Source organism: Streptomyces sp. NPDC001406, from assembly GCF_042895285.1.
Classification (GTDB): domain Bacteria; phylum Actinomycetota; class Actinomycetes; order Streptomycetales; family Streptomycetaceae; genus Streptomyces.
This window is the reverse complement of record NZ_JBIAWG010000013.1, coordinates 1-25391: the sequence shown is the minus strand read 5'-3', so window position 1 is coordinate 25391 and position 25391 is coordinate 1. Positions and strand designations below refer to the sequence as shown.

Annotated in this window: 24 protein-coding genes; 18 read left to right on the top strand and 6 right to left on the bottom strand. The window is 70.0% G+C overall.

What is annotated here, in order from left to right; genetic code table 11:
• Positions 1 to 30: 30 nt before the first annotated feature.
• Both sph and ACFY1J_RS29595 read right to left on the bottom strand, forming a co-directional pair.
• Positions 31 to 1014 (bottom strand): sphingomyelin phosphodiesterase, encoded by a 984-nt coding sequence (gene sph / locus ACFY1J_RS29600; RefSeq protein WP_390711219.1) that lies wholly within the window; start codon positions 1012 to 1014, stop codon positions 31 to 33.
• Positions 1015 to 1089: 75 nt separating this feature from the next.
• Positions 1090 to 1428: a nuclear transport factor 2 family protein gene (locus ACFY1J_RS29595; protein ID WP_390711220.1), complete on the bottom strand. Its 339-nt coding sequence runs from the start codon at positions 1426 to 1428 to the stop codon at positions 1090 to 1092.
• A gap of 88 nt (positions 1429 to 1516) precedes the next feature.
• On the opposite strand from ACFY1J_RS29595, the gene ACFY1J_RS29590 reads away from it, so the two are divergent.
• The 9 genes from ACFY1J_RS29590 to ACFY1J_RS29550 all read left to right on the top strand — a co-directional run bounded on the left by ACFY1J_RS29590 (position 1517) and on the right by ACFY1J_RS29550 (position 9916).
• Complete coding sequence (locus tag ACFY1J_RS29590; RefSeq protein WP_390711221.1) at positions 1517 to 2131, top strand: TetR/AcrR family transcriptional regulator; 615 nt, start codon at positions 1517 to 1519, stop codon at positions 2129 to 2131.
• Positions 2132 to 2372: 241 nt separating this feature from the next.
• Positions 2373 to 2711 (top strand): antibiotic biosynthesis monooxygenase family protein, encoded by a 339-nt coding sequence (locus ACFY1J_RS29585; RefSeq protein ID WP_390711222.1) that lies wholly within the window; start codon positions 2373 to 2375, stop codon positions 2709 to 2711.
• Positions 2708 to 3595, top strand: a complete 888-nt coding sequence (locus ACFY1J_RS29580; RefSeq protein ID WP_390711223.1) for an NAD(P)-dependent oxidoreductase — start codon at positions 2708 to 2710, stop codon at positions 3593 to 3595. Before ACFY1J_RS29585 ends, ACFY1J_RS29580 begins: the two co-directional genes overlap by 4 nt.
• Positions 3592 to 4590 carry an amidohydrolase family protein gene (locus ACFY1J_RS29575; RefSeq protein ID WP_390711224.1) on the top strand — a complete coding sequence of 333 codons (999 nt, stop codon included), beginning with the start codon at positions 3592 to 3594 and terminating at the stop codon, positions 4588 to 4590. Before ACFY1J_RS29580 ends, ACFY1J_RS29575 begins: the two co-directional genes overlap by 4 nt.
• On the top strand, positions 4587 to 5828 hold the full coding sequence (locus ACFY1J_RS29570; protein ID WP_390711225.1) for a cytochrome P450: 1242 nt from the start codon (positions 4587 to 4589) through the stop codon (positions 5826 to 5828). Before ACFY1J_RS29575 ends, ACFY1J_RS29570 begins: the two co-directional genes overlap by 4 nt.
• Positions 5829 to 6046: 218 nt before the next feature.
• Positions 6047 to 7186: an anion permease gene (locus tag ACFY1J_RS29565; RefSeq protein WP_390711226.1), complete on the top strand. Its 1140-nt coding sequence runs from the start codon at positions 6047 to 6049 to the stop codon at positions 7184 to 7186.
• 44 nt (positions 7187 to 7230) lie between these two features.
• Positions 7231 to 7461, top strand: coding sequence for a hypothetical protein (locus ACFY1J_RS29560; protein ID WP_390711227.1), 231 nt, complete (start codon positions 7231 to 7233; stop codon positions 7459 to 7461).
• Positions 7462 to 7518: 57 nt separating this feature from the next.
• The gene (locus ACFY1J_RS29555; protein WP_390732292.1) at positions 7519 to 8151 is read left to right on the top strand and encodes a 3-hydroxyacyl-CoA dehydrogenase NAD-binding domain-containing protein; all 633 of its coding nucleotides are present in this window, start codon (positions 7519 to 7521) and stop codon (positions 8149 to 8151) included.
• Between the two features lie 190 nt (positions 8152 to 8341).
• Entirely contained in the window at positions 8342 to 9916 is a 1575-nt protein-coding gene (locus ACFY1J_RS29550; protein ID WP_390732291.1) for a phospholipase, read from the top strand.
• 116 nt (positions 9917 to 10032) lie between these two features.
• On the opposite strand, the gene ACFY1J_RS29545 is transcribed toward ACFY1J_RS29550, so the two are convergent.
• The gene (locus tag ACFY1J_RS29545; RefSeq protein ID WP_390732290.1) at positions 10033 to 10992 is read right to left on the bottom strand and encodes a LysR family transcriptional regulator; all 960 of its coding nucleotides are present in this window, start codon (positions 10990 to 10992) and stop codon (positions 10033 to 10035) included.
• A 115-nt stretch (positions 10993 to 11107) separates the two neighbouring features.
• Between ACFY1J_RS29545 and ACFY1J_RS29540 the strand changes: the two genes are divergently transcribed.
• From ACFY1J_RS29540 to ACFY1J_RS29515, 6 genes are read left to right on the top strand one after another with little or no spacing between them, the layout of a single operon-like run.
• Entirely contained in the window at positions 11108 to 11980 is an 873-nt protein-coding gene (locus ACFY1J_RS29540; protein ID WP_390732289.1) for an FAD binding domain-containing protein, read from the top strand.
• A gap of 1 nt (position 11981) precedes the next feature.
• On the top strand, positions 11982 to 12524 hold the full coding sequence (locus ACFY1J_RS29535) for a (2Fe-2S)-binding protein (protein ID WP_390732288.1): 543 nt from the start codon (positions 11982 to 11984) through the stop codon (positions 12522 to 12524).
• Positions 12521 to 14893: an aerobic carbon-monoxide dehydrogenase large subunit gene (locus tag ACFY1J_RS29530; RefSeq protein ID WP_390732287.1), complete on the top strand. Its 2373-nt coding sequence runs from the start codon at positions 12521 to 12523 to the stop codon at positions 14891 to 14893. The genes ACFY1J_RS29535 and ACFY1J_RS29530 overlap by 4 nt, the downstream gene beginning before the upstream one ends.
• A gap of 10 nt (positions 14894 to 14903) precedes the next feature.
• Entirely contained in the window at positions 14904 to 15830 is a 927-nt protein-coding gene (locus ACFY1J_RS29525; RefSeq protein WP_390732286.1) for an XdhC family protein, read from the top strand.
• Complete coding sequence (locus tag ACFY1J_RS29520) at positions 15823 to 16731, top strand: AAA family ATPase (RefSeq protein WP_390711234.1); 909 nt, start codon at positions 15823 to 15825, stop codon at positions 16729 to 16731. The genes ACFY1J_RS29525 and ACFY1J_RS29520 overlap by 8 nt, the downstream gene beginning before the upstream one ends.
• Positions 16724 to 17968: a VWA domain-containing protein gene (locus tag ACFY1J_RS29515; RefSeq protein WP_390732285.1), complete on the top strand. Its 1245-nt coding sequence runs from the start codon at positions 16724 to 16726 to the stop codon at positions 17966 to 17968. Before ACFY1J_RS29520 ends, ACFY1J_RS29515 begins: the two co-directional genes overlap by 8 nt.
• Here ACFY1J_RS29515 and ACFY1J_RS29510 read toward each other — a convergent pair.
• Positions 17858 to 19078, bottom strand: coding sequence for a PQQ-binding-like beta-propeller repeat protein (locus ACFY1J_RS29510; protein WP_390732284.1), 1221 nt, complete (start codon positions 19076 to 19078; stop codon positions 17858 to 17860). The genes ACFY1J_RS29515 and ACFY1J_RS29510 overlap by 111 nt on opposite strands.
• Positions 19079 to 19249: 171 nt before the next feature.
• On the opposite strand from ACFY1J_RS29510, the gene ACFY1J_RS29505 reads away from it, so the two are divergent.
• Both ACFY1J_RS29505 and helR read left to right on the top strand, forming a co-directional pair.
• Positions 19250 to 20488: a glycosyltransferase gene (locus ACFY1J_RS29505; RefSeq protein WP_390711237.1), complete on the top strand. Its 1239-nt coding sequence runs from the start codon at positions 19250 to 19252 to the stop codon at positions 20486 to 20488.
• A 134-nt stretch (positions 20489 to 20622) separates the two neighbouring features.
• Positions 20623 to 22770, top strand: coding sequence for an RNA polymerase recycling motor ATPase HelR (gene helR / locus ACFY1J_RS29500; RefSeq protein ID WP_390711238.1), 2148 nt, complete (start codon positions 20623 to 20625; stop codon positions 22768 to 22770).
• 21 nt (positions 22771 to 22791) lie between these two features.
• Here helR and ACFY1J_RS29495 read toward each other — a convergent pair whose 3' ends face one another.
• Complete coding sequence (locus ACFY1J_RS29495) at positions 22792 to 23484, bottom strand: 1,4-alpha-glucan branching protein (RefSeq protein ID WP_390732283.1); 693 nt, start codon at positions 23482 to 23484, stop codon at positions 22792 to 22794.
• A 68-nt stretch (positions 23485 to 23552) separates the two neighbouring features.
• Positions 23553 to 23987, bottom strand: coding sequence for a VOC family protein (locus tag ACFY1J_RS29490; RefSeq protein WP_390711240.1), 435 nt, complete (start codon positions 23985 to 23987; stop codon positions 23553 to 23555).
• Positions 23988 to 24318: 331 nt separating this feature from the next.
• Between ACFY1J_RS29490 and ACFY1J_RS29485 the strand changes: the two genes are divergently transcribed.
• On the top strand, positions 24319 to 25161 hold the full coding sequence (locus tag ACFY1J_RS29485) for a maleylpyruvate isomerase family mycothiol-dependent enzyme (protein WP_390732282.1): 843 nt from the start codon (positions 24319 to 24321) through the stop codon (positions 25159 to 25161).
• The last annotated feature ends 230 nt before the right edge of the window (positions 25162 to 25391 follow it).

Sequence of the window (25391 nt, the reverse complement as noted above, 5' to 3'; positions counted from 1 at the left end):
GCCCGCCGGCGGCAGCGCTGCTACGGACTCCTATCCGGCGTACGCCCGCAGTGGGTAGTGGTCCGAGAGGTTCGTGTACGTGTACGACGTCCCCCAACTCGTGACCGTCCAGGGCGCCGACTGCTCCTTGACGACCTCGTTGTGCCAGCCTGCCGGGCGGGCATGACCGGCGCGGTTGAGCACGTAGTCGAGGTCCTCACGCGGGTCGTCCGGGTAACGGTAGCGGGCGATGGAGTTGTCCTGCGTGTCGAAGGAGTACGGGTGCCCGGTGCGCGCGTCGGCGCCGACGAGGCCGGCGTCGTCGAGCAGTGACGTGTACTCGGCGCTGCGCGAGTCTACGTTGAGGTCGCCTGCGACCAGCACCTCTTCGTCGGCGGGGATGTTCTTCGCGTCCAGGAAGGCGTCGATGGCCTTGAACTGGCGGCTGCGCATCGTCGCCGCTTCCCCCGCGCCGCATCCGGGATCCGTGGACTGCGCGTGCGTGCCGACCACGTGCACCTTGGTGCCGTTCACGTTCAGGACAACATATGCGAAGCCCTTGTTGGACCACCAGTCCGCACCGCAGGCGTCCTTGTAGACGTACTGCTCCTTGTGCAGGATCGGCCACTTGCTCAGCACGGTGACTCCGCCGTCCTCGGGCGTGACGGCCGAGTACGCCCCACCGGTCGCGTCCCAGCCACTCTTGCTGCGACCCACCACCGGCGTCTGGTACGGGTATTCCGTCGTGGCGGCGCTCTTCAGCGCGTCGGACGAGGAGTTGTCGAAGGCCTCTTGGAGGACGACCACGTCGTTGCCGTGGAAGAAGGACGTCTTCGGGATCTCTGCGGCCCGGTGGTCCTGTCCCCAGTTCGGGTACAGGTTCTTGCTCATGAGGAAGACGTTGTACGTCAGAACCTTCAGCGCCGGCGCCGGTCCGGCTGCCGCCGCCGGTGCGGAACCCGCAAGTGCCGCCGCGGGCAGCGCGAGGGCGAGCACGGCTGCCCCGAGGGCACGGCGGGGTACGAATCGCGTCACTGGATCTCCCTGTGGATGAAGGGGGGTTGAGTGGCGCCGCACATCAAACCATCTGGGATTACCCACGGGTAACAGTCACGCAGGCAACAGTTGACTCACAGCCGAGGAGGCAGAGAGTCCGATTGCGGGGACCTGCCTCGACCCACGCGAGCCTGGGGTGTCTGACACCACCGGCCGACGCATGGGGCTGTACCGTGCGGGGAAGTCGTGCAGGTCGATGTGGTCGGGGTAGTCGCGCATGTAGGCGGCGACGGCCTGTCGGCCCTCCAACCGCTGGGGCCGGCTCGGGGGCGCGAAGGGGAATTCCATGACGCCGTGCTCGGCCCACAGGCCGACCCAGGCGGGAATGTCCTTGTCCAGGAGCAGGCGCAGGCTGTGGCGGTAGAGATCTGCTGGTGAGGTGCTTTCGGGCATGAGGTTCTCCATCCCGTACGATACGGACCGTCGGTCCGCTTCGATGAAAGACACGGACAGGTGGTCCGGATTGCAATCGGAGGTACCCATGCCCGACCGCAAGCCACGCAAGGACGCGGCCCGTAACCGGGCAGCCGTCTTCGAGGCCGCCGACACCCTCTTCACCCAGTGCCGAAGTCCCGAGGAAGTCACCATGGCCGACATCGCGGCAGCGGCGGGCGTCGGCAAGGGAACGCTCTTCCGTGCCTTCGGCGATCGCACCGGGCTGATCCGCGCGCTGTACGAGGCACGGCTCGAACCGATCCGGAACGCCGTCGAAGAGGGCCCGCCGCCCCTGGGGCCCGCCACCCCGCCTCCTGTTCGCGTACCGGCTCTGCTCGACGCCGTCCTGTGCTTCAAGCTCGACAACCGCCACCTCGCCCTGGCCCTGGAGCAGACCGGCGCGGACAGCCCCTACCGCACCGAGCACTACGAGCGCTGGCACGCCCTGCTCCGGGACCTGCTGGAGCAGACCCCGGCGCGGGGCGGCACCGGCTTCGCCGACTTCACCGCCCACGCACTGCTCGCCGCCACCCGGGCCGACCTCGTCGCGTACCTGGCCGGCGAGAAGGGCGTGTCCCGCGAGGAACTGCGAGAACAGTTGGCGGACTTCACCGCCTCGGTCCTCGGCACGGACGCCGGAGACGTCACCCGGCGGAGGTAACCTGCCGATCCGGTGTAGCCGAGTAATTCGGATGGGGGGGTACAGGTACCCATTCGGATGCGGCCATCCGCGTCTGGCGAACGGGAAGTTCGCAGCCCCCTGTCACTCACCCGAACGGCCCTACTGCGGAGCGTGCACCCCTTGTCCCAACTGGCATGTCCCCCATTCGGAGTTGCGTCCGCACGGGGGACATGAGTCCGTGGGATTCGTGTCCCACCGGATCTCACCGTCAGGAGGAGACATGGACACCAAGCAGAAGGGCCACTCGGCCGACAAGCTGTGCGTCGTTTTCACGGTCCGTGTGATCGAGGGCGGCGAGCAGGGCTTCCTGGATCTGTACGACCAGATCCGCAAGTCCGTGGCCAGCACCCCGGGCCACATCGTCGAGAGGCTGGGAGCACCCGTCGACGACTCCCGTCAGTGGGTCATCACCAGCGAGTGGAAGACCGCCGAGGACTTCTTCAAGTGGCAGCAGAGCGAGGAGCACCGCGAGCTGGTGGCTCCGCTGCGCCAGTGGGTCGACTCGACGCAGTCGCTGCGGTTCCGGGTCGTCAAGGAGACCAAGGGAGCGATGTCATGACGCGGATCGCCAACGGCCCCATCGCCGTCCTCGGTCTCGGCACGATGGGATCCGGCCTCGCCACCCGCCTCCTCGAACAGGGCATACAGGTCCGGGTCTGGAACCGTACCGCCGAGCGGGCCGGACCGCTCGCCAAGGCGGGCGCCCACGTAGCCGACCACCCCGCCGACGCCATCGAGGGTACGACCGCGGCCATCTGCGCCGTCGCCGACAGCGAAGCCCTCGGCACCGTGCTGCACGGTCCGGACGGCATGCTGGCCGAGGGGCCCTACCCCGGTGTCCTGATCTGCACCAGCACCGTCGCGCCCGAAGAGATCGTCCAGATCGCCGGGGACATCCCCTCGGTTCTGGACGTCGGCATGCTCGGCAACGCCGACCACGCCCGCGACGGAGAGCTTCGGCTGTTCGTCGGCGGTGAGGAGAGCACGTACGACGCCTGCCGCCCGCTGCTGAAGATGCTGGGCAAGGAGGTCGTCCATCTGGGCGAACTCGGGTCCGGCATGCGGATGAAACTGTGCCTCAACCTGCTGATGGGCATTGAGGTGCAGGCGCTGGCCGAGGCCACCGAACTGGCGGCGGCGTCCGGGCTCGACCGTCAGCTGGTCCTCAAGACGATCGCGGGCAGCGGTTTCGCCTCGCCGGTCATGGCGTTCAAGTCCCGGCGCCTGGCCTCCGGTCGCTTCGAGGAGCCGGACTTCCGGCTGCGGCTGATGGCGAAAGACCTCATGCTCGCTTCCAAGCAGGCAGCAGCAGCCGGCCTGAGCCTGCCGCTGGTGACCGCCGCGGCAGAGACCCACGTCCGCGCCGCCGAGCAAGGACTGGGCGACCAGGACTGTGCCGCGGTCACCCGCGCACTCACACCGAAACCGGGACACGAAACGTGATCATTGACATCCACGGGCATCTCTCCCCACCGGAGGCGGCCAAACGCTTCCCCATGCCCCCGAGCCTGACCGACGTCGACGGCATGCTCGCCGCTCGCGCCGAGGCCGGGATCGACCTCACCATCATCGGCAGCCCCGTCGGCGCCGGAGCGATGGCGCGGGTACCGGGCGTGGACAACTACGCGCAACCACGAGACCGGCTGCGCAGTTTCCACGCCTGGATGTCGGGGCTGATCGCCAGGTTCCCGGACCAGTTGCGCGGCTACGTGTACGCCAACCCGTTCGGTGACGACGATCACCTCGAAGGGGTGCGGGAGACGCTCGCGGATCCGGCCTTCGTCGGCCTGATCACCACGTCCAGCGTCCGCGGGGAGCTGCTCGGCTCCCCGCGTGCCGACTCCTTCTTCGCGCTGGCCGCGGAGGCGGGAGTGCCGGTCCTGGTCCATGCCCCGGCTGAACCGGTCGGCACGGAACGGGTCGACGAGATCGGCTTCGTCGAGCAGATCGGCCGGTTCGGCGACGTCACCGTCGGCATGGCCATGATCGCGTTCGCGGGGTGGCTGGACAAGTACCCGGACCTACGGCTGATCGGCGCGACCGGCGGCGGCGCGATGGCGCTGCTGCCGGAGCGCCTGCAAACGGCGGCGCGCCCCCGGCACTGGGCCGGGGGTGCGCCGCCGTCCGGCCGCCCCGAGGCCGCCGCGGCTTCGCCGGCGGGCAAGGGGCTGACAGCCAAGGAGCCGGCGGCCGACCCGGCCGGGGCGCTGCACCGCATGTACGTCGACACGAGCCCGTTCAGTTCTGCGCATCTGAGCCTGAACGCGGAGGTGCTGGGGCCCGAGCGGATGCTGTTCGGCACCGACTCACCGCCGTTGGCCGCGCCGCTGGAGGAACTCATCCGCATGATCGAGAAGCTGCCGGTCGACAAGGCGTCCCAGCAGCTCATCCTCGGTGGCAACGCCGAGGCTCTCTTCGACCTCAGGAGCCGTCCGTGACCACCACGCAAGAGGCCGTCACAGCGGCCGAACGCTGCACCCCGGAGTTCCGGCGCGATCCTCATTCGGTGTACGCCCATCTGCGCGACACGGCGCCGGTCTGCCCCATGAGGCCGCCGCACGGCAACGAGACGTACCTGATCACCCGGTACGAGGACGCGCGGGCCGCCCTGTCGGATCCGCGGTTGAGCAAGGACATGTACGGGGCCATGGACGCCTATCGGAGGATCTTCGGGGACTCGTCCGTCGCGCTGGACGACAACATGCTCAACTCCGACGCGCCCAAGCACACGCGGCTGCGCCGACTGGTCAACTCCGCGTTTACCCCGCGGCGCGTGGAGGCTCTTCGGCCGAAGATCCAGGAGATCGTCGGAAGTCTGCTCGACGAATGCCCGGCCAAGAAGCCCTTCGACCTGCTGCCGGCGTTCGCGTTCCCACTGCCGATCATCGTGATCTGCGATCTGCTGGGTGTGCCGCCGCAGGAGCGGTCACGGATGCAGAATCTGTCCTCCACGGTGGCGCAGAGCGGATTCGACGAGGAGGCCAAGCGGGCCCAGCAGAAGGCCGAGGAGGATCTGCACGCGTACTTCACGGAACTCATCGCCGCCAAGCGGAGCCGCCCGGGTGACGATCTGCTGAGTGCGCTCATCGCCGCCCGGGACGACGACGGCGGGCTCACCGAGAGCGAGCTGGTCTCCACGGCGTTCCTGCTGATGTTCGCGGGTCACAAGACGACCGCGTACCTGATCGGCAACTCGGTCCACCACCTTCTGTCCCACCCCGACCAGCTCCGTGCCGTGCGGGAGAACCCGGATCTGATCCGGGCGGCGGTCGAGGAACTGGTGCGCTATGACGGCTCCGTGGAGACCGCGACGTTCAGGTACGCGACCGAGGACGTGGAGTACGGCGAGACGCGCATCCCGAAGGGCGCCCTGGTACAGATCGCGCTCATTTCCGCCAACCGCGATCCGCTGAAGTTCGACGCCCCGGACAGGCTGGATGTGATGCGGCCGGGAAACGCGCAGGACGCCCATCTGGGGTTCGGGCACGGCAGCCACTACTGCCTGGGAGCCCCGCTGGCCCGGCTCGAGACGCAGCTGGCCCTCACCATCCTGTTCGACCGGTTCCCCGGCATGAGGCCGGCCGAACCCCGCGGCGAGGCACGGTGGTTGGAGGTTCCCTTCCCGGCCTTCCGTGGCCTCGCGGAGCTGCCGGTCGTACTCGAACCTGCTGGGTGACCGACGCCGAGGGCAGGGCCGTCCCGTCGGGGCGGCCCTGCCCTCTCCCTTCACTCCATGAGCTGAACCCCGGGCTTCACCCCATGAGCTGAACCCCAGGCCTGAGCTGCGCCTCACGGTCGCGGGCCGGTAGGACGCCGCTTAGCGTGGAAGACACGACGCGTCCGAGCTGAGACGGCAGGCGGGCGCGGGTCCAGCCTGCCTCGGGAGGTCTCCCAGTGGGTACCGTCTCGTTTCTCCTCGTCGTAGTCATCCTGACGGCTCTGGCCTTCGACTTCACCAACGGCTTCCACGACACGGCCAACTCGATGGCGACGTCGATCGCCACCCGGGCACTGCGGCCCCGTGCGGCCGTCATCGTCGCGGGGGTGCTCAATCTGGCGGGCGCGTTCCTGTCCACGGAAGTCGCCAAGACCATCTCCGGCGGCATCGTGGACGACGCCAAGGTGTCCCTGGTGATGATCTTCGCCGGACTCGTCGGCGCGGTCCTGTGGAACCTGATGACCTGGCTCGCCGGGCTGCCGTCGAGTTCGTCGCACGCGCTGTTCGGGGGGCTGATCGGTGCTGTGTGGGTGGGCGCCGGGGGGTCCGCGGTGCAGTTCGGGGCGATCATCGAGAAGATCGTGATCCCTGCCGTCCTGTCGCCGATCGTCGCCTGCGTCGTGGCAGTGCTGGCGACCTACCTCGCCTACGTCATCACCCGGCGCACGGCTCCCGGTCAGGCGCGCAGCGGATTCCGCAGGGGCCAGATCGGTTCGGCGTCGTTGGTCGCGCTGGCACACGGCACCAATGACGCGCAGAAGACCATGGGGGTCATCACCCTGGCCCTCATCTCCGCCGGGGTGCTCACCCACGGTTCCGGGCCGCCCTGGTGGGTGGTGCTCACCTCCGGACTGGCGATCGCTCTCGGCACGTACACGGGCGGCTGGCGGATCATCCGCACCATGGGCAAGGGGCTCACCGACATCGAGGCACCTCAGGGCTTCGCGGCCGAGACCAGCGCGACGACCGTGATTCTGGCCTCGTCCCACATGGGATTCCCCCTGTCGACCACACAGGTGTGCACCGGCAGCATCCTGGGCGCCGGCCTGGGGCGCAAACTGGCCCAGGTGCGGTGGGGCGTGGCCGGGCGCATCGCGGTGTCCTGGCTGCTCACGCTGCCCTCGGCGGCGGCCATCGGTGGTGTGGCCGCCTGGATCGCCGACCACGGCACGGCGGGCGTGGCCCTGGTGGCCGCCGCCGCGGCGGCCGCGACGGCCGGGTTCTGGGCCCTGTCGCGCCGTCGCGCCGTGACCCCGGACAACGTCAACGAACTGCCCGCCCGACTGTCCGAGCACGCGGAGCAGACCGCGGCGTGAAAGCCGGGCGGCCGTCCCGTCCGCCGGCGAAAGGAAGCACGGCGATGAACATCGACTGGGGCGCCTTCGGCGGCGTGTTCGCGGTGAGCCTCGGTATCACGCTGCTCACGGTCGTGCTGTTCTCCCTCGGCATCGCCGCCTGGCCCCATGACGACGGCGAGGGCGGAGAACACGCCCGCGCCATCCGGACAGCCGCCACCGCGGCCGCGGTGCTGTGCTTCGCGGCGTGCCTGGCGGTCGCGGGCTTCGGGCTCGCCCTGATCATCGGCGTGTGACGAAGGGCCCTGGACCGCGGTACCGAGGCAGCGCCCGAGACCTGGGCTCGCAGCCCGATGCGCCGGGTGTTTCCGCGGGATGAGGCTGGGCCCATGAACACCGCAGCCATGGAATCTCACAGGCCCGTCCACCGCGTGGCGATCGTCGGGACCGGCACGATCGGTGCGAGCTGGGCGACGCCCCATCTCGTACGCGGCTTCGACGTCACGGCGACCGACCCCTCTCCTACCGCCGAGACAGCTGGGTGTCTGGCGCTTGGCGATGCCCAGCGTGAAGGGGCGACGGATCGCCAAGGTCCCCCAGGCGGTGGCGGCAAGCCAGGCGAAGGAGACGACGTCGGTGTGCTCCGAGAGTGCCGAGTCCGGCCGGGCGCCAGCCACGGCGCCGACCACGACGAAATACACGACGGTGCTGATCTCCAGGATCAGAGCGTCGAGACCGGCCCCGCGACGGCGGTCCTGCACGAGGAGCAACACCCCTGTGACGAGACCTCCCAGCGCGCCGCTGTTCCGCCGCCGGCCGGTGATTGGCGTCGACAAGATGCATGGCGGGCGTCGAAGTTCGACCCTTGCGCTGTGACGCTCGCCACAGAGTCACGGCTGTTGGGCGGCACTGAATCTCGCGACTGCAGATCAAAGCTGTGGATGACCGGTACGCGCCGTCCCCGCACGTGCCGTGGCCCGAACTGATCTGGGCGCGGGTCGAGAGGACGCCCCCGGTTGATACATTCACTTGATCATTCGTCGGCCTGACCTGCGGCTCGGCAGACAGACGACGTCTGGTGCCCCGAACCTGCCGGCGCCCGCGTAGCACCATGACATTTCGACAAGGACTCAGACTTTGGCTCGCACCCGGCTCCGTCGCCGCTTAGACCATCTCATGGGAACCGCCACGCTCTTCGTGCTCATCAGTGCGACGCTGCCCACGACCCCGGCCCTGGCCGACTCGCCGACTCCCCATCTCGACCGTGTCGAGAGCGCCCTTCGTGAGGTCTCACCGGGCCTGGAGGGGAAGGTCTGGGAGCGTACCGACGGGAATACGCTCGACGCGGGTGGCGGTGATCCGTCCGACTGGCTGTTGCAGACACCGGGTTGCTGGGGTGACGCCGCCTGCGCGGAGCGGCCCGGTACGCGGAAGCTGCTCGCCAAGATGGAAGCGAACATCTCCAGGGCCACTCGGACCGTCGACATATCATCTCTGGCGCCGTTCCCCGACGGCGCGTTCCAGGACGCGATCGTCGCAGGCCTCAAGAAGTCGGCACAGGCAGGAAACAAACTCAAGGTGCGCGTCCTCGTGGGAGCCGCACCGATCTACCACCTGAACGTGGTGCCGTCGAAATACCGCGACGAGTTGCGCACCGAACTCGGTGATGCCGCGGACAACGTGACGCTGGACGTCGCGTCGATGACGACCTCGAAGACCGGGTTCTCATGGAACCACTCCAAGCTCCTCGTGGTGGACGGCCAGTCGGTGATCACCGGGGGCATCAACAACTGGAAGAACGACTACCTCGACACCACCCACCCGGTGTCCGACGTCGATCTGGCCCTGTCCGGCCCCGCCGCACGCTCCGCGAGCCGGTACCTGGACCAGCTGTGGTCCTGGACCTGCGACAACCGGAGCAACCCCGGCAAGGTCTGGTTCGCCTCGTCCCAAGGCGCCGACTGCATGGCCTCGTTGGAGGGCGACGTCCACCCGGGGCTCGCCGACGGGGATGTTCCGGTGATGGCAGTGGGCGGCCTCGGAGTCGGCATCAAGAACATCGACCCGTCGTCCTCGTTCCGGCCGGCTCTCCCCACCGCTGCCGACACCAAGTGCCTGGTCGGCGTGCACGATTACACCAATGCCGACCGTGACTACGACACGGTGAACCCCGAAGAGAGCGCCCTGCGCGCGCTCATCGGCAGCGCCAAGGACCATGTCGAAATCTCCCAGCAGGACATGAACGCCACCTGTCCGCCGCTGCCGCGCTACGACATCCGCCTGTACGACACACTCGCGGCGAAGCTGGCGGACGGCGTGAAGGTCCGCATCGTGGTCAGCGACCCCGCCAACCGCGGAGCCATCGGCAGCGGCGGCTACTCCCAGATCAAGTCGCTGAACGAAATCAGCGACGTGCTGCGCAAGCGGCTCGAACTCGTCACCGGCAGCCTGCCGCAGGCCAGGGCAGCCATGTGTGCCAACCTGCAACTCGCCATCAGCCGTTTTGCCGACAGCGCGACATGGGCCGACGGAAAGCCGTACGCACAGCACCACAAGCTGGTGTCCGTGGACGGCTCGGCCTTCTACATCGGGTCCAAGAACCTGTACCCGGCGTGGCTGCAGGACTTCGGTTACATCGTGGAAAGCCCCACAGCTGCCGGACAGCTCAAAACGAAGCTGCTCGACCCCCAGTGGACATACTCCCGCGCAACAGCCACGTACGACTACACGCGCGGCATCTGCCAGGGATGACGCCGATGGAGTCCTGGGCGGTCGGCGACGCCTCCCGCTGAGCCGATCGGCGCCATTGCCGGGGCAGGACAACTACGGCGGCGAGGTGCGGGGCGATCGTGATCGGTGATCTCCCCTCACCCGCCCCACAGCGTGACGTACACCGGCGGCCGGAACCGGGACGGTGGGACGCCTGCGCCGGGTGCGCGCATGATGCGGGTTGCCGCGGGGGTGTGCAGGAAGTGCAGGAACGCGTCGGTGGCCGGGGAGCGGTGCTCGGGCGGCAGGACGGTGGCGTGCCATGTGGCATCCCAGGGCGTGGCCGGGGTCTCCAGGATGCGCAGGTCGTCGCGGCGGATGCGGGGCGACACCAGATGGGCCGGCGCGGGTGCCACGCCCGCGCCCTCGGCGGCGGCGGCCCAGGTCGCGGCCTGGTTGGGGAACACCAACACATGCCCCTCGGCCACACCGAGCCTGCGCAGCAGCCGCCCGGAGTCCGCGTCCGGATCGGTTCCGGAGGAGTCGACCAGCCACGACCACTGCGGCGGTGGACCGGGCGGTCGTGGCGACCTGGCGCCGGTCACCACGACCAGCTGGGTGCGGAACAGCGGCTCGCTGACCAGTTCGCCCCTGCGCGCGGCGCCGAGATACGGCCCCAGCGCGACGTCGGCCAGCCGGTTCTCCACCAGCACGCGGATCTCGTTGCCGGCGGCCACCCCGAACGAGGTCTCGGTCCTGCGCCCCGAGCGGTCGGCGAAGGCCTCCACGAGCGAAGGGAGGACGAATTCCGCGAGCGTGCTCGTGGCCACGACCCGCAGCTCGTCGGGCGCGCCCCGCGCCGCCCGCACCGCCGTCTCGGCATCCGCGCTCAGCGCAACCATCCGGGACGCGACCGGCAGCAGCCGCGCCCCCGCCGGCGTCAGACGCATTCCACCGCCGCCGGTGCGCTGGATGAGCGGATCGCCGAAGTGGGTGCGCAGCGCGGTGAGCGCCTGCGACACCGCGGACTCACTCACGTCCAGCGTCCGCGCCGCGGCGCTCACCGAACCGAGCCGGGCAACCAGCACGAAGGTGCTGAGCTGGGTGACGGTCACCATCCGATTTTCCCGCGTTTGGCGGGATAAGTGAATGCTTATCGCCCCATTGCATGGCGGGTACGGGAGAGCGCAGCATCACTGCACAGCGGAGGGCACAACGTTCCAGGAGGGCCCGATGCAGGTTCCGGCTGCTTTCCAGTACGAGACGGCCTCCAGCGTCGAGCATGCGATCGAGCTGCTCACACGCTACGGCAGCGAGGCCCGGGTGGTGGCGGGCGGACACAGCCTGCTGCCGATGATGAAGCTGCGGCTGGCCCAGCCCGAAGCCCTGATCGACATCAACGGCCTCGGCGAGCTGGCGCTGATCCGGGTGGACGGGCACGACCTGTCCGTCGGGGCGATGGTCCGCCACGCCGAGCTGCTCGCCTCGCCGGTCGTCGGCGAGCACTTCCCCATCCTGCGGGACGCGGAACGGGTCATCGCCGATCCGCTCGTACGCAACCGCGGCACCGTGGGCGGCTCCCTGTGCCAGGCCGATCCGTCGGAGGACCTGTCCGCGGCGTTCTCGGCACTGCGCGCGACCCTTGTCGCCCAGGGCCCCCGCGGCAGGCGCACCATCGGAATCAGAAAGTTCTTCCTCGGACCGTACGAGACCGCCCTGGACGAGGCGGAGCTCCTGGTGGAGGTCCGCGTGCCCATCCGTTCGCACGCCAGCGCCTACCGCAAGGTCGAGCGCCGGGTCGGCGACTGGGCGGTCGTGGCCGCGGGCGCGGTGCTGGAGATCTCCGAGGGGGTCATCACCGAGGCCGGCATCGGGCTGACGGCAGTGGGTGCGCCGCGGTTCGTGGCCGAGCAGGCCGAGGACTTCCTGCGCGGCGGGCGGCCGGACGACGAGGCCTTCGCCGAGGCGGGCCGGATCGCCTCGCAGGAGTGCCGGCCGACGGCCGACCAGCGCGGCCCCGCCGACTACAAGCGGCATCTGGCCGCCGAGCTCACCACCCGGGCGCTGCGCGCCGCCGCCGCACGCGCCCAGGGGCAGGAGGCGTGACATGCGGATCACCGTGACCGTGAACGGCGAGCAGCACACGAGGGACGTCGAGCCCAGGCTGCTCCTCGTCCACTTCCTGCGTGACGAACTAGGGCTCACCGGCACCCACTGGGGCTGCGACACCTCCAACTGCGGGGTGTGCGCCGTATGGCTGGACGGAACGCCGGTCAAGTCGTGCACCGTGCTCGCGGTCATGGCCGACGGCCATGAGGTGCGCACCGTCGAGGGTCTGGCGCACGGCGCCGAACTCGACCCGGTGCAGCAGGGATTCGTCGCCTGCCACGGGTTGCAGTGCGGCTTCTGCACGCCGGGGATGATGATGACCGCCCGCTGGCTGCTCGACCACAACGCGGATCCGTCCGAGGAGGACATCCGCGCGGCGATCTCCGGACAGATGTGCCGCTGCACCGGTTACGAGAACATCGTGCGCTCCATCCGCTGGGCTGCCGAGCACGGCGGCGGGGCGCGGACCGCGGACGCGGGCACCGAGCCGGCGCCCGCTCGCGAAGAGCCGGCGCCCGGCCGCGAGGAGGTGCGGGCATGACGACCACCGAGGAACGGCCGGTCGGCTTCGGACGGATGACCCGCAAGGAGGACGCGCGGTTCGTCCGCGGCCACGGAACCTACGTCGACGACGTCCAGCTGCCCGGGATGCTGCACGGCGCCATTCTGCGCAGCCCGCTGGCGCACGCCCGGATCGTGTCGATCGACACCAGCGCCGCCGAGGCGCACCCCAAGGTCAAGGCCGTGATCACCGGCGAGACCCTGGCCGGTCTCGGGCTGGCCTGGATGCCCACGATCTCGTACGACACCCAGGCGGTGCTGGCCACCGACAAGGTGCGCTTCCAGGGCCAGGAGGTCGCCTTCGTCGTCGCCGAGGACCGCTACGCCGCGCGGGACGCTCTCGAGCTGATCGATGTGGAGTACGAGCCGCTGCCACCGGTCGTCGACGCCCTGCGGGCGATGGAGCCGGACGCACCGGTGATCCGCGACGACAAGGAGGGTCAGAGCGACAACCACATCTTCGACTGGTCGGCGGGAGACGAGGAGCGCACCGACGAGGTGTTCGCGGGCGCCGAGGTCGTGGTGGCGCAGGACATGTTGTATCCGCGGGTGCACCCGGCGCCGCTGGAGACCTGTGGCACCGTCGCGGACATGGACGCCATCACCGGCAAGCTGACGGTGTGGTCCACCACGCAGGCCCCGCACGCCCACCGCACGCTGTACGCAATGGTGGCCGGCATCCCGGAGCACAAGATACGCATCATCTCCCCGGACATCGGAGGCGGTTTCGGCAACAAGGTCGGCATCTACCCGGGCTACGTGTGCGCGGTCGTCGGTTCGATCGTCACCGGCAAGCCGGTCAAGTGGGTGGAGGACCGCTCGGAGAACCTGATGAGCACGTCCTTCGCCCGCGACTACCACATGCACGGCGAGATCGCGGCGACGAAGGACGGGAAGATCCTGGGCCTGCGCGTCCATGTGATCGCCGATCACGGCGCGTTCAACGCCACCGCGCAGCCGACGCATTTCCCGGCCGGCTTCTTCGGCGTGTTCACCGGCTCGTACGACCTGGCCGCCGCGCACTGCGCCGTGACCGGTGTCTACACCAACAAGGCGCCCGGCGGCGTCGCCTACGCCTGTTCGTTCCGCGTCACCGAGGCCGTGTACCTGGTCGAGCGCATGGTCGACGTGCTCGCCACCGAACTCGGCATGGACCCGGCCGAGTTGCGGATGCGCAATCTGCTGCGGCCCGGCCAGTTCCCGTACCGGACGCAGACCGGGTGGGAGTACGACTCCGGCGACTACCCGCGCGCCCTGCGGCTGGCGATGGACATCGCGCACTACGAGGACCTGCGCCGGGAGCAGGCCGAGAAGCGCGAGCGCGGGGAGCTGATGGGCATCGGGGTCAGCTTCTTCACCGAGGCGGTCGGCGCGGGCCCTCGCAAGCACATGGACATCCTCGGCCTCGGCATGGCCGACGGCGCCGAGCTGCGCGTCCACCCGACGGGCAAGGCCGTACTGCGGATCTCCGTACAGACCCAGGGCCAGGGTCATGAGACGACCTTCGCGCAGATCGTCGCGGAGGAACTGGGTATCCCGCCCGAGGACATCGAGGTGGTGCACGGCGACACCGACCAGACCCCGTTCGGGCTCGGCACCTACGGGTCGCGCTCGACGCCGGTGTCCGGAGCGGCGACCGCGATGGTCGCCCGCAAGGTGCGCGAACGCGCGAAGATCGTCGCTTCCGCGATGCTCGAAGTGAGCCCGGACGACCTGGAATGGGAGAAGGGCCGCTGGTTCGTCACGGGCGACCCCGACCAGGGACGGACCATGGCCGAGATCGCGCTCGCCGCACACTCCAACCTGGAGCTGCCCGAGGGCGTCGAGGGCCAGCTGGACGCCACCTGCGTCTACAACCCGCCGAACCTCACCTTCCCCTTCGGCGCATACATATGTGTCGTCGACGTGGACGCGAACACCGGCCAGGTGAAGGTCCGCCGGTTCATCGCCGTGGACGACTGCGGCAACCGGATCAACCCCATGATCGTCGAGGGTCAGGTGCACGGCGGACTCGCCGACGGCCTGGGCATGGCGCTCATGCAGGTGATCGCCTTCGACGAGGACGGCAACTGCCTCGGCGGATCGTTCATGGACTATCTCCTGCCCACCTCGGTCGAGTGCCCGTCCTGGGAACTCGGCGAGACCGTCACCCCCTCCCCGCACCACCCCATCGGGGCCAAGGGCGTCGGCGAGTCCGCCACGGTGGGCTCACCCGCCGCGGTGGTCAACGCCGTGGTCGACGCGCTGAAGCCGCTCGGCGTACGCCATGTCGACATGCCGCTGACGCCCGCCGCGGTGTGGCGGGCCGCGCAGGGCCGGCCGCTGCGCACGGACCTGGCGATCACCTGAGGCGCCCGCGATGACGAACACCGAACTGCTGACCCGGGCGGACGTGCTCCGGCACGGCCGGACGCCGTTCGTCCTGGCCACCGTCGTCCACGCGGAACGGCCCACGAGCGCCAAGCCCGGGGACAGCGCGCTGGTGCTGCCCGACGGCACCATCGAGGGCTTCGTGGGCGGCACTTGCGCCGAGGCGACTGTGCAGTTGCAGGGCCTGCGGGTGCTGCAGACCGGAGAGTCGCTGCTGCTGAGGATCACGCCCGGCGTGGACACCGGCACCGAAGGCGCGCAGGAGTCCGTCGAAGGCCTGGTCACGGTGGCCAATCCTTGCCTGTCGGGCGGCACGCTCGACATCTTCCTCGAAGCCAACCTCCCCCCGGCGCTGGTGTACGTCTACGGACACGCCCCCATCGCCCGCGCGCTGCTCGACGTCGGTCGCGTCCTCGGCCTCGACGCCCGGCCTGCCTCGCCCGGGGAGCCGCTGCCACCCGATCTGGACGTCGTCGTCGTCGCCACGCACGGCCGCGACGAGGAGGGCGTACTCATCGAGGCGGCGCGCGCCGGGATCCCGTACATCGGGCTGGTGGCCAGTCCGAAGCGGGGCGCGACGGTGCTGGCCGGGCTGGATCTCAGCGAGGAACAACGCGTGCACGTCCGCACCCCGGCCGGACTGGACATCGGCGCCCGGACCCCGGCGGAGATCGCACTGTCGGTGTACGCCGAGATCATCGCGCTGAGGCCGCAAACGGCCCGCGCCGCGCGCCCCGGAACCGACACCGGCGCACCGCAGGCCGTGGCCGAGGGCGTGGACCCCGTGTGCGGGATGACCGTACCGATCACGCCCGCCGCCCTCTCACTGGACCGGGCCGGCACCACGGTGTACTTCTGCGGGCCCGGGTGCCAGCACGCCTTCGCCGACGACCCCTCCCGGTACGCGCATGCCTGACCTCGACGCCCTCGTACCCGATGTCTCCGCCCTGCGTTCCCGGCTGGACACCGTCGGCTATCTGGCCGACGACGCCCTGGCCACGGCGCTGCTGCTGGCCGTGCGCATGCGGCAGCCGATCCTGCTGGAGGGCGAACCCGGCGTCGGCAAGACCGAGGCGGCCCGCGCGCTCGCCACCGTGCTCGAAACCCCGCTGATCCGGCTCCAGTGCTACGAGGGGCTGTCCTCGGCCGAGGCTCTCTACGAGTGGAACTATCCACGCCAGCTGCTGGCCATCCGGCTGGCCGAGTCCCGCGGGGAGCCACTGCGGGACGCCGATCTGTTCACCGAGGACTATCTGCTGCCACGGCCGCTGCTCGCCGCGATCTGCCACCCGGGACCGCGGCCCGCGGTGCTGCTCATCGACGAGGTGGACCGCGCCGACGACGAATTCGAGGCGTTCCTGCTGGAACTGCTCGCCGATGCCGCGGTCACCATCCCCGAACTGGGCACCCGGACGGCCGCGGTACCACCGGTGGCCGTCCTGACCTCCAACCGCACCCGGGATCTGCACGACGCGCTCAAGCGCCGCTGCCTCTACCACTGGATCGACTACCCGGACACCGCACGAGTCGCCGCGATCATCCGCAGACGGGTACCGGAGTCGGCCGAGTGGCTGGCCCCGCGCGTGGCACGCGGGGTGGCCCGGCTGCGCGCCCGGCAGGAGCTCACCAAGCCGCCCGGCATCGCCGAGGCGATCGACTGGGCCGGCGCGCTGCACACCCTGGGCGTGTCCGTCCTCGACGCCGACGCCGCCGACCGCACCCTGGGCGCGGTACTCAAGTACGCCGAGGATCTGGAGGCCGTGCGCCGGGCCGGACTGGCGGAACTGATCGACGCGGAGGCAGGCTCCGATGCCTGACCTGCCGGAACTGGCCGCCTCGTTCACCGCCGCCCTGCACGACGCGGGGATCCCCGTGGGCCCCGACCGTACCCGGAGCTTCGCTCACGCGCTCACCGTGCTGGCCCCGGCGACGACGCGCGAGCTGCGGCACTGTGCGCTCGCCACCCTGGTGTCCGACCGCGAGCAGATCGGGCCGTTCGACGCGGTCTTCCGCGAGGTCTTCGGCGGCCCGGGCGACCGCGGAGTGCGGCGCGGGCAACCCGGTGACCCGGCCCGATCGCTCCCGAACACCGTTCCTGGCCGCGTCCCCGGCGCTCGGCGGGCCATCGCGGACAGAGCCGGCCGGGAGGCCGACGCACAGCCGAGCAAGGCTCCTGTCCCCCTCGCCGCCAGTCCGCTCGACCGGCTCGCCAACCGCGACTTCGCGGACCTGTCCGCCGAGGAACTGGCGCGGCTCGCCGACATGATGCGCACCATGGTGCTCCGCACCCCGACCCGGCCCTCCCGCCGACGCCGGACCGCACACCACGGTGCGCGCATCGACGTGCGCCGCACCCTGTCCGACAGCCGGCGCACCGGCGGCTACCCGCTGCGGCTGCGCCGCTTCGTGCCCCGCACCCGCCCCCGCGACCTCGTCGTGCTCTGCGACATCTCCGGATCGATGGAGCCGTATGCCCGCGCGATGTTGCAACTGCTCTACTGTGCCGCCCGCGCCACCCACGCCGAGGTCTTCACCTTCGCCACCCGCCTCACCCGCCTGACACCCGTCCTCCGACGGGCCGGGCCGGACGACGCCCTCGCACGGGCCGGACGGGCGGCACCGGACTGGTCCGGGGGCACCCGGATCGCGGAGTGCCTGGCGGACTTCAACGAACGGTTCGGCCGGCGCGGCATGGCGCACGGCGCCGTGGTCGCCATCATCTCCGACGGCTGGGACACCGGCACACCCACCGACCTCGCCACCCACATGGCGCGGCTGTCCCGGGTCGCCTTCCGCGTCGTATGGGTCAACCCGCGCACCGCAAGCCCTCGTTACCGTCCGCTCGTGGCCGGCATGGCCGCGGCGCTTCCCTACTGCGACGCCGTCGTCAGCGCCCACAACCTGGCGGCCCTGGACGACTTCACCGCAGCACTGTCCGCCCCGTCAAAGAAGGCGACGACCCGTCTCCGCGTCCGCACAGTGCAGCCGGACCTCCTTCCGGTCCCGGCTTCGGGAGCGGAACAGTACGCGGTCGGTGCCGAGCGGCACCGGTGACCCGTCGTACGGGAGCGTCGCCGCCGCCCAGAGCACTCGGCCGTCGCGGACCGCCGCGACGGTGTCACCGTCGGCAACGAACAGGTGTTCCGGTCCGGCGGCGATCTCCGTCGGCCCCTGCACCGCCCGGCCGTCCGGGGCAGTCACCGTCAGCCGCCGCAGGCCGCGCCGCCCGCCGATCTCGGCCGCGTGGAGCCGGTTGCGCCAAGTGACCGCGTACACCCAGTCGCCGACGCAAACCGGCCGGTCCCTGAAGGAGGTGAAGCGCCATCGGCCGAGCCGCCGGCCGGCCAGTGATTCGGCCTGTTCCCGCCCGCCATGGGCGAAGATCTGCACGCGACGCTCGAAAGCCCTGCCGAACACCACCCGGCCACCGTCGGCCGGTGCGGGCGGCCCGAAGAAATGCTTCAGCGCCCGCTTCGGGAAGCGGGTCGTGGTCAGTTGTCTGCCGGTGTCGCAGGAGCGCAGGGACAGTTCGGGGTAGGAGCCGTCATTCCAGCTCTGGAAGAACTCCGCGTCGCCCGTCACACCCTGGCCGAGCAGGGTGCCGTACCCCTGGTGCCAGAGTTCCTCGCCGGTGCGGGCGTCCAGGGCGCGGTGGCCCCCGGCGTCCAGGATCACCCGGCCCCCGCGCACCAGCAGGCCCCAGATCCGCTCGAACTCGTCTTCCCACAAGGGCTCACCGGTGAGCGCGTCGAAACCGGCGATCTTCCCCCGGTCGTCACTGGTGTCGTTCCAGAGCAGCACGGTAGCCCCGACGGCGGCAACCCGGTGCAGCCCGGACTTGCGGCGGGTCCACCGCACCTTGCCGGTCGCCGCGTCCAGGGCGGTGAATCCGCTGCGGTCGGACTCCCGTCGTACGGGGACCACGACCACCTCGTCCGCGCGCGCCAGCCCGGCCGGCTCAGCTTCGGCGAGCGCCTCGCTGTACCAGAGGATCCGGCCGGCGTCCGCGTCGACGGCAGCGATACGGTCTCCCGACACCCGTACGTATACGGTGCCGTCCACGGCAACTGGCCGCCCCAGCACTCCGGTTGACGCGCCCAGCGTCCACAGACCTCCCCCCGCATCCGTCTTGATCCTCAACGGCGCTCTGTCATCGGAGACCACAGCAGGCTCTTTCGGGCGATGGAATTGCTGAGGGCAAAAGGAAAGGCAAGGGAGGTTGCCCACTCCTTGCCATGTACAACGTATAGCGCACTGGGGGGCTTGCGGCAAGACCCGGGTCGTGGCGCAGAATCGCCGGCCGAGGCCAGAAGCTGCGGAAATCGGAGTCGCTGAGTGCGTGTGTTGTTGGTGACGTATGGGTCGCGCGGAGACGTCGAACCGTTGGTGGGACTCGCGGTGCGGTTGCGGGAACTCGGCGCGGAGGTGCGCGTGTGCGCGCCTCCGGACGAGGACTTCGCGCGGCGGCTGGCCGGTGTCGGCGTGCCGATGGTGCCGTTCGGCCGGTCGGCGCGCGCACTGACGACCGGGGCGCCGCCGTCACCGGCGGATCTGCCGCGGCGCGCCGCCGATTTGATCGCCGATCAGCTCGGCGCCGTCACCGCGGCGGCCGAGGGATGTGACGTACTTGTGGCGACCGGTGTGATGCCTGCGGCGGCCGGCGCGCGGTCGGTTGCCGAGAAACTTGGCATCCGCTGTGTGTACGCGACCTTCCAGCAGCTCACCCTGCCGTCGCCGCACCACGCGCCACTGGCGTATCCGGGTCGGCCGTTCCCGCCGGAGGTCACCGACAACCGGATGCTGTGGGACTTGGACGCTCAGCACATCAACGCGCTGTTCGGTGAGGCGCTCAACACGCAACGGGCGTCGGTCGGCCTGCCGCCGGTGGACAACGTCCGCGACTACGTCATCGGCGACCGGCCGTGGCTGGCGACGGACCCGGCCCTGGACCCCTGGCAGGAAGGGGCGGAGCTCGGCATCGTGCACACCGGCGCGTGGATCCTGCCCGACGAACGCCCGCTCCCGCCCGAGTTGATGGCGTTCCTGGACGCCGGGACACAACCGGTGTACGTGGGCTTCGGCAGCATGCCCATGCGCGCATCGACGGATGCCGCTCGGGTGTCCATCGAGGCGATCCGTGCGCACGGCCGCCGTGCTGTCGTGTCCCGAGGCTGGGCCGATCTGTCTCTGATCGACGACCAGGACGACTGCTTCGTCATCGGCGAGGTCAACCAGCAGGCACTCTTCGCCCGGATGGCCGCCGTCGTCCACCACGGCGGCGCGGGCACGACGACGGTGGCCGCGCGGGCCGGCGCGCCTCAGGTGGTGGTACCGCAGCTGGCGGACCAGCCGCACTGGGCCGGCCGGGTGGCCGCGTTGGGCATCGGCGCGGCGCACGACGGCCCGACCCCGACGTTCGAGTCCCTGTCGGCCGCGCTCAAGGCGGCCCTGACCCCCGAGACGCGTGCACGAGCGACCGCAGTGGCCGGCAGGATCCGCACCGACGGAGCGACGGTGGCCGCGAAGCTGCTGCTGGACGAGATCAGCCAAGAAAGGCCGCCCCTGCCCGCGTGAGCGGCCACGAACCCCACGCCGGCGGAGCGTTGCCCGTCATGGCCGCCGGATTCGTCACGCCGGATTCGTCACGCCGGTCCGCACGCCTTGGCACGCGCCGAGGTCGCCGGCGACCTCAAAACGGAGCTGATCACGTGAACCCCCTGACCACCAGCGCATTCGACCTTCCCGAGCGCCTCTCCCCCAAGGCCGACCCGGCGCTGATCTCCTCCGACGAACAGCACTTCGCGGCGATCGCGGAATGCCTCGCGCAGTCGATCGCCGAACTGTCCGACCGCCTCGAAGCCGAGCGCAAGGCGCCCGGGGGCGCAGGACGGCAGGCGATGGACCGGGACGCGGAGATCCATCGGCTGACCGCCCGCCTGCGCGCACTGCGTCGCTTCGGTCTTGACCTGTGCCTCGGCCACATGGTCAGCGCGGACCACCCCGAGCCCGTGTACGTCGGACGACTCGGCCTCACGGACAGTACGGGTCGTCGGCTGCTGCTCGACTGGCGCTCCCCCGCGGCCGAGCCGTTCTTCGGAGCCACCCACGCCGACCCGATGGGGCTGGCGAGCCGCCGCAGGTATCGCTGGGCCCGAGGTCGGATCAGCGACTACTGGGACGAGGTATTCGCACCGGACGGGATTGCCGGGCACGCCGCGCTGGACGACCAGTCCGCCTTCATCGCCGGCCTGGGCAGGGACCGGTCGCCACGGATGCGAGACGTGCTCGGCACCATCCAGGCCGACCAGGACGCCATCATCCGGGCGGGATCCCGCGGCGCCCTCGTCGTCGACGGCGGTCCGGGTACGGGAAAGACCGTCGTCGCTCTGCACCGCTCCGCCTACCTCCTCTACTCCGACCCTCGCCTCGGTCACCGCCGGGGCGGCGTACTGTTCGTCGGTCCCCACCAGCCCTACCTGGGCTACGTCGCCGACGTCCTGCCCAGCCTCGGAGAAGAGGGCGTGCAGACCTGCACCCTGCGCGACCTCGTCGCCGAGGGAGCCGGGGCGGCGATCGAGGCCGACCCGAGCGTGGCCCTGCTGAAGTCGTCCGCGACCATGGTGAAGGCGATCGAAACGGCCGTCAGGTTCTACGAGGAGCCGCCTGCCAAGGGAATGACGGTCACCACCCACTGGTCCGACATCTGGCTGAGCGCCGACGACTGGGCTGTGGCGTTCGAAGCGGCAGAACCCGGCACTCCGCACAACGAGGCGCGCGACCAGGTCTGGGAGGAACTGCTCACGATCCTGGTCGACAAGCACGACGGCGACGTCTCGCCCGACCTGCTCCGGAGGTCACTGCTGCGGGACAGGGAGCTGCGGACCACCTTCAACCGCGCCTGGCCACTGCTCGAAGCGGCCGACCTCGTCGGCGACCTGTGGTCGGTACCGGCCTACCTGCGGATGTGCGCTCCCTGGCTCGGCCGCGACGAGGTTCAGCGGCTGCAGCGCGCAAAGGCCCAGGCCTGGGCGGTGTCCGATCTGCCGCTCCTGGACGCGGCACGGCAGCGGCTCGGCGACCCGGACGCCTCGCGACGCAAGCGCCGGCACGAGACCTCCGTCGCCGCGGAACGTGAGCGCATGGCGGCCATCATCGACAACGTACTCGCCGCCGATGACGACGGTGAGGGTGTGGTGACGATGCTGCGCGGACAGGACCTGCGGGACAGCCTGGTCGACGAGACCGCACTGCCCGGCACCGACCCGGACCGGCTCGCCGGGCCGTTCGCGCACATCGTCGTGGACGAGGCCCAGGAACTGACCGACGCGGAGTGGCAGATGCTGCTGCTGCGCTGCCCCTCCCGGAGTTTCACCATCGTCGGGGACCGTGCGCAGGCCAGGCACGGCTTCACGGAGTCGTGGCAGGAACGGCTCGCGCGGATCGGGCTCGACCGGATCGACCTGGCCTCGCTGAGCATCAACTACCGGACGCCGGAAGAGATCATGGCGGAAGCGGAGCCGGTCATCCGCGCCGTACTCCCGGACGCCAACGTGCCGACCTCGATCCGCGGCAACGGCATCCCCGTCGTACACGGATCCGGTTCGGACCTGGACTCGATCCTCAACACCTGGCTCGCCTCTCATGCCGAGGGGATCGCCTGCGTCATCGGCGATCCCGCATTCCGCGCGACGTCCCGTGTCCAGTCGCTGACCCCGGAGCTGTCGAAGGGACTCGAGTTCGACTTGGTCGTCCTCGTCGCCCCGGAGGGGTTCGGCGAGGGCATCGAAGGAGCGGTCGACCGCTATGTCGCGATGACCCGGGCGACCCGACAACTCGTCATACTCACGAGCACCTGACGTCGGCCGCGGGCGTGGCGGCTAAGCCCGGTGGCCGGTGTGCAGGGCGGCGAACAGCCCCCGGGCGCGGGTGCCGTCCGGTGCGAGCCAGGAGCCGGCGACGTGGCCGGTCGCTCGAAGCGGAGGGAGAGACGGGCTATCAGGGACAGGCCGCAGGACACGCTGCAGGCGGAGGGTAGTGCCATGCGGCGCAGACAGTCTGAGTTCGGTGCTGTCTTGATCGTCAGTGGCGGTGGCGGTGGCGGTGGTGCTGGTGCTGGTGAAGTCTGTGGAGAGGGAGCCTTCACCGGTGAAAGAGCTGATCACCTCAAGGTCGGGGACGTCGCTGATGTTTTGGTCCTGGGCCTGGACCCTGCCCTCGATGAGAGCCAGCAACTGGGCCACCAGCACTGCGTCGTGGCAGCCGTCATAGGCCCAACGCCGGCCCAGCACGCCGTGCTCCATGGTGCCGACGAGGGCGTGCTCTGCCCCGTCGAGCGGAGCACCGCGATAGGTGAGCGGCACCAGGTAGGTGGTCGGGTGAGGGCCGGAGACATCGGCGACCACGATGAACTCGATCCCGACCTCGCCCTGCGGATCGTCCAGCCGGAAGCCGCCGGCCTTGGCCAACTTCGGTTCGGCCGAGCCACCGCGGTACCACGGACGGGAGGGCAGCCAGGAGGTGAGCAGCTCCAGCTTGGTGGGCTTGAGCTCGGTGTGATGGATGACAGCCATGCCGAAGGTTGCCTTTCCCAGTCATCGCGGACGGCGGGTACCGGGGCACCGGCCTGGTCGGAGGATGCTCAGTCGAGACAGAACTCGTTGCCCTCGATGTCCTGCATCACGATGCACGACTCGTTGTCGTCATCGGCGAGCAGCAGTTGCACGCGTACCGCGCCGAGCGCGATCAGCCGTGCGCACTCGGCCTCAAGCGTGGCGAGGCGCTCTTCACCCACGAGCCCGGTGCCGACCCGCACGTCAAGATGCACCCGGTTCTTGACGACCTTCCCTTCGGGAACGCGCTGGAAGTACAGCCGCGGGCCCACGCCTGAGGGATCACTGCAGGCGAACGCTGCCCCCTGCCGCTCAGGCGGCAGCGAGCGGTCGAAATCGTCCCACGTGGCAAACCCCTCCGGTGGCGGCGGTACGACGTACCCCAACACCTCGCACCAAAAGCGAGCGACGCGCTCAGGTTCCGCGCAGTCGAAGGTCACTTGGAACTTCTTGATCGATGACATCGGCGCACCATAGCAGGGGGACTCTGTGGTTCATTTCCCGGTGTGGATCCGCATGTTGTGCCGGTAGCCCTCTGGCCGTGGAACGGTGGCGCCGGGCCTGGCGCGAGCGCGACGAGATGCAGTTTGCGCGGCCGGCGCACCAGCTGCCCGCCCACCCGCCGGACGTCAACCGGCAGGAGGGTATCCGATCGCTGGTCAAGCCCCGATCTGGTAGACGCCTGCCTCGCGGCCACCGGAGTGATCGCGGACGCTGACGCAGTGGGTCACGCGGACGCTCCCAGGCGGGAGTATTCGCTGGCAGGCCACGGCTTCTCGCTGACAGGCTGTGGCCATGAGTCCCGAGTCCAACGGCGTGTCCGGCATTTCTTGGCTGGGTAACCCGATCGACGCGCGTGCGCTGTTCGGTCCGGAACTCAGCTCGCTGCTCGATACCCTGCGTGGTCTGACGCCCTCCGACTGGAGCAGGACGGCAGCCGGGCGCTGGACGGTGCACGACGTTGCCGCCCACCTCCTCGGTGACTACTACAGCCGCCTCGGCCACGGCTACCGGAACGGCTTCGCCGACGGCGAGACGCTTGAAGCGTTCATCCACCGCACGAATCAGGAATGGGTCGAGCTGCACGCCGATGACAGCCCTGCTTCGCTCATCGACGCCCTCGCAGCGGCAGGCACCCAACTCGCCCAGCGATTCGCCACGGCCAACCTCGACGCGGCCGCCCTGGGCGTGTCGTGGGCAGGCGTCGACCCCGCGCCGGCGTGGCTGGACATCGCCCGGGAGTTCACCGAGCACTGGACTCACCGGCAGCAGATCCGCCACGCCATCGGACGCGGCACCGACCCGGAGCCGCGTGCCCTGGCCGTGGTCCTCGACACCTTCATGCGGGCCCTGCCCCACACACTCCGACGCACGTCAGCACCCATCGGCGCGCAGGTCCAGGTGATCGTCGAGGGCCCCGCCGGCGGCAGCTGGACGGCGACTGCCACTGCGGACCGATGGTCGCTGGCCGAAGCGCCGACCGGCCGGCCAACCGCGACTGTACTGCTGGACACCGAGACCGCCTGGCGATTGTCCACGCGGACCATCGATCCTGCGGATGCCCTGTCCCGCGCACATGTGCAGGGAGATCGTCGACTCGCCGAAGCCGCGTGCCAGATCGTGTCCATCATTTACTGACGGCGTCGGCCTCGCCGGCCTCCACTGTGCCTGGCGCCAACAGCGCCAGCCATGGGCACCAACATCACGCATTCAACTTCAGTAACCGCTGCCGTCTCGTGCGTTTGAGGGGCCCTGCGCTTCTCGGACAGCGGTGTTGAGGGTTCTCCTTATGCCGCTGCCTGCAACTCCTCGTACTCGGCGTGGACTTCTGCGGGAGTCTTGTAGCCGAGTGCGGAGTGGAGGCGTTT

What these genes read in the sequence shown, in the direction of transcription:
- ACFY1J_RS29595 (WP_390711220.1), bottom strand. Translation starts at nt 1,428, where the DNA reads ATGCCCGAAAGCACCTCACCAGCAGATCTCTACCGCCACAGCCTGCGC.
- ACFY1J_RS29590 (WP_390711221.1), top strand. Translation starts at nt 1,517, where the DNA reads ATGCCCGACCGCAAGCCACGCAAGGACGCGGCCCGTAACCGGGCAGCC.
- ACFY1J_RS29585 (WP_390711222.1), top strand. Translation starts at nt 2,373, where the DNA reads ATGGACACCAAGCAGAAGGGCCACTCGGCCGACAAGCTGTGCGTCGTT.
- ACFY1J_RS29580 (WP_390711223.1), top strand. Translation starts at nt 2,708, where the DNA reads ATGACGCGGATCGCCAACGGCCCCATCGCCGTCCTCGGTCTCGGCACG.
- ACFY1J_RS29560 (WP_390711227.1), top strand. Translation starts at nt 7,231, where the DNA reads ATGAACATCGACTGGGGCGCCTTCGGCGGCGTGTTCGCGGTGAGCCTC.
- ACFY1J_RS29555 (WP_390732292.1), top strand. Translation starts at nt 7,519, where the DNA reads ATGCGCCGGGTGTTTCCGCGGGATGAGGCTGGGCCCATGAACACCGCA.
- ACFY1J_RS29550 (WP_390732291.1), top strand. Translation starts at nt 8,342, where the DNA reads ATGGGAACCGCCACGCTCTTCGTGCTCATCAGTGCGACGCTGCCCACG.
- ACFY1J_RS29545 (WP_390732290.1), bottom strand. Translation starts at nt 10,992, where the DNA reads ATGGTGACCGTCACCCAGCTCAGCACCTTCGTGCTGGTTGCCCGGCTC.
- ACFY1J_RS29540 (WP_390732289.1), top strand. Translation starts at nt 11,108, where the DNA reads ATGCAGGTTCCGGCTGCTTTCCAGTACGAGACGGCCTCCAGCGTCGAG.
- ACFY1J_RS29535 (WP_390732288.1), top strand. Translation starts at nt 11,982, where the DNA reads ATGCGGATCACCGTGACCGTGAACGGCGAGCAGCACACGAGGGACGTC.
- ACFY1J_RS29530 (WP_390732287.1), top strand. Translation starts at nt 12,521, where the DNA reads ATGACGACCACCGAGGAACGGCCGGTCGGCTTCGGACGGATGACCCGC.
- ACFY1J_RS29525 (WP_390732286.1), top strand. Translation starts at nt 14,904, where the DNA reads ATGACGAACACCGAACTGCTGACCCGGGCGGACGTGCTCCGGCACGGC.
- ACFY1J_RS29520 (WP_390711234.1), top strand. Translation starts at nt 15,823, where the DNA reads ATGCCTGACCTCGACGCCCTCGTACCCGATGTCTCCGCCCTGCGTTCC.
- ACFY1J_RS29515 (WP_390732285.1), top strand. Translation starts at nt 16,724, where the DNA reads ATGCCTGACCTGCCGGAACTGGCCGCCTCGTTCACCGCCGCCCTGCAC.
- ACFY1J_RS29495 (WP_390732283.1), bottom strand. Translation starts at nt 23,484, where the DNA reads ATGGCTGTCATCCATCACACCGAGCTCAAGCCCACCAAGCTGGAGCTG.
- ACFY1J_RS29490 (WP_390711240.1), bottom strand. Translation starts at nt 23,987, where the DNA reads ATGTCATCGATCAAGAAGTTCCAAGTGACCTTCGACTGCGCGGAACCT.
- ACFY1J_RS29485 (WP_390732282.1), top strand. Translation starts at nt 24,319, where the DNA reads ATGAGTCCCGAGTCCAACGGCGTGTCCGGCATTTCTTGGCTGGGTAAC.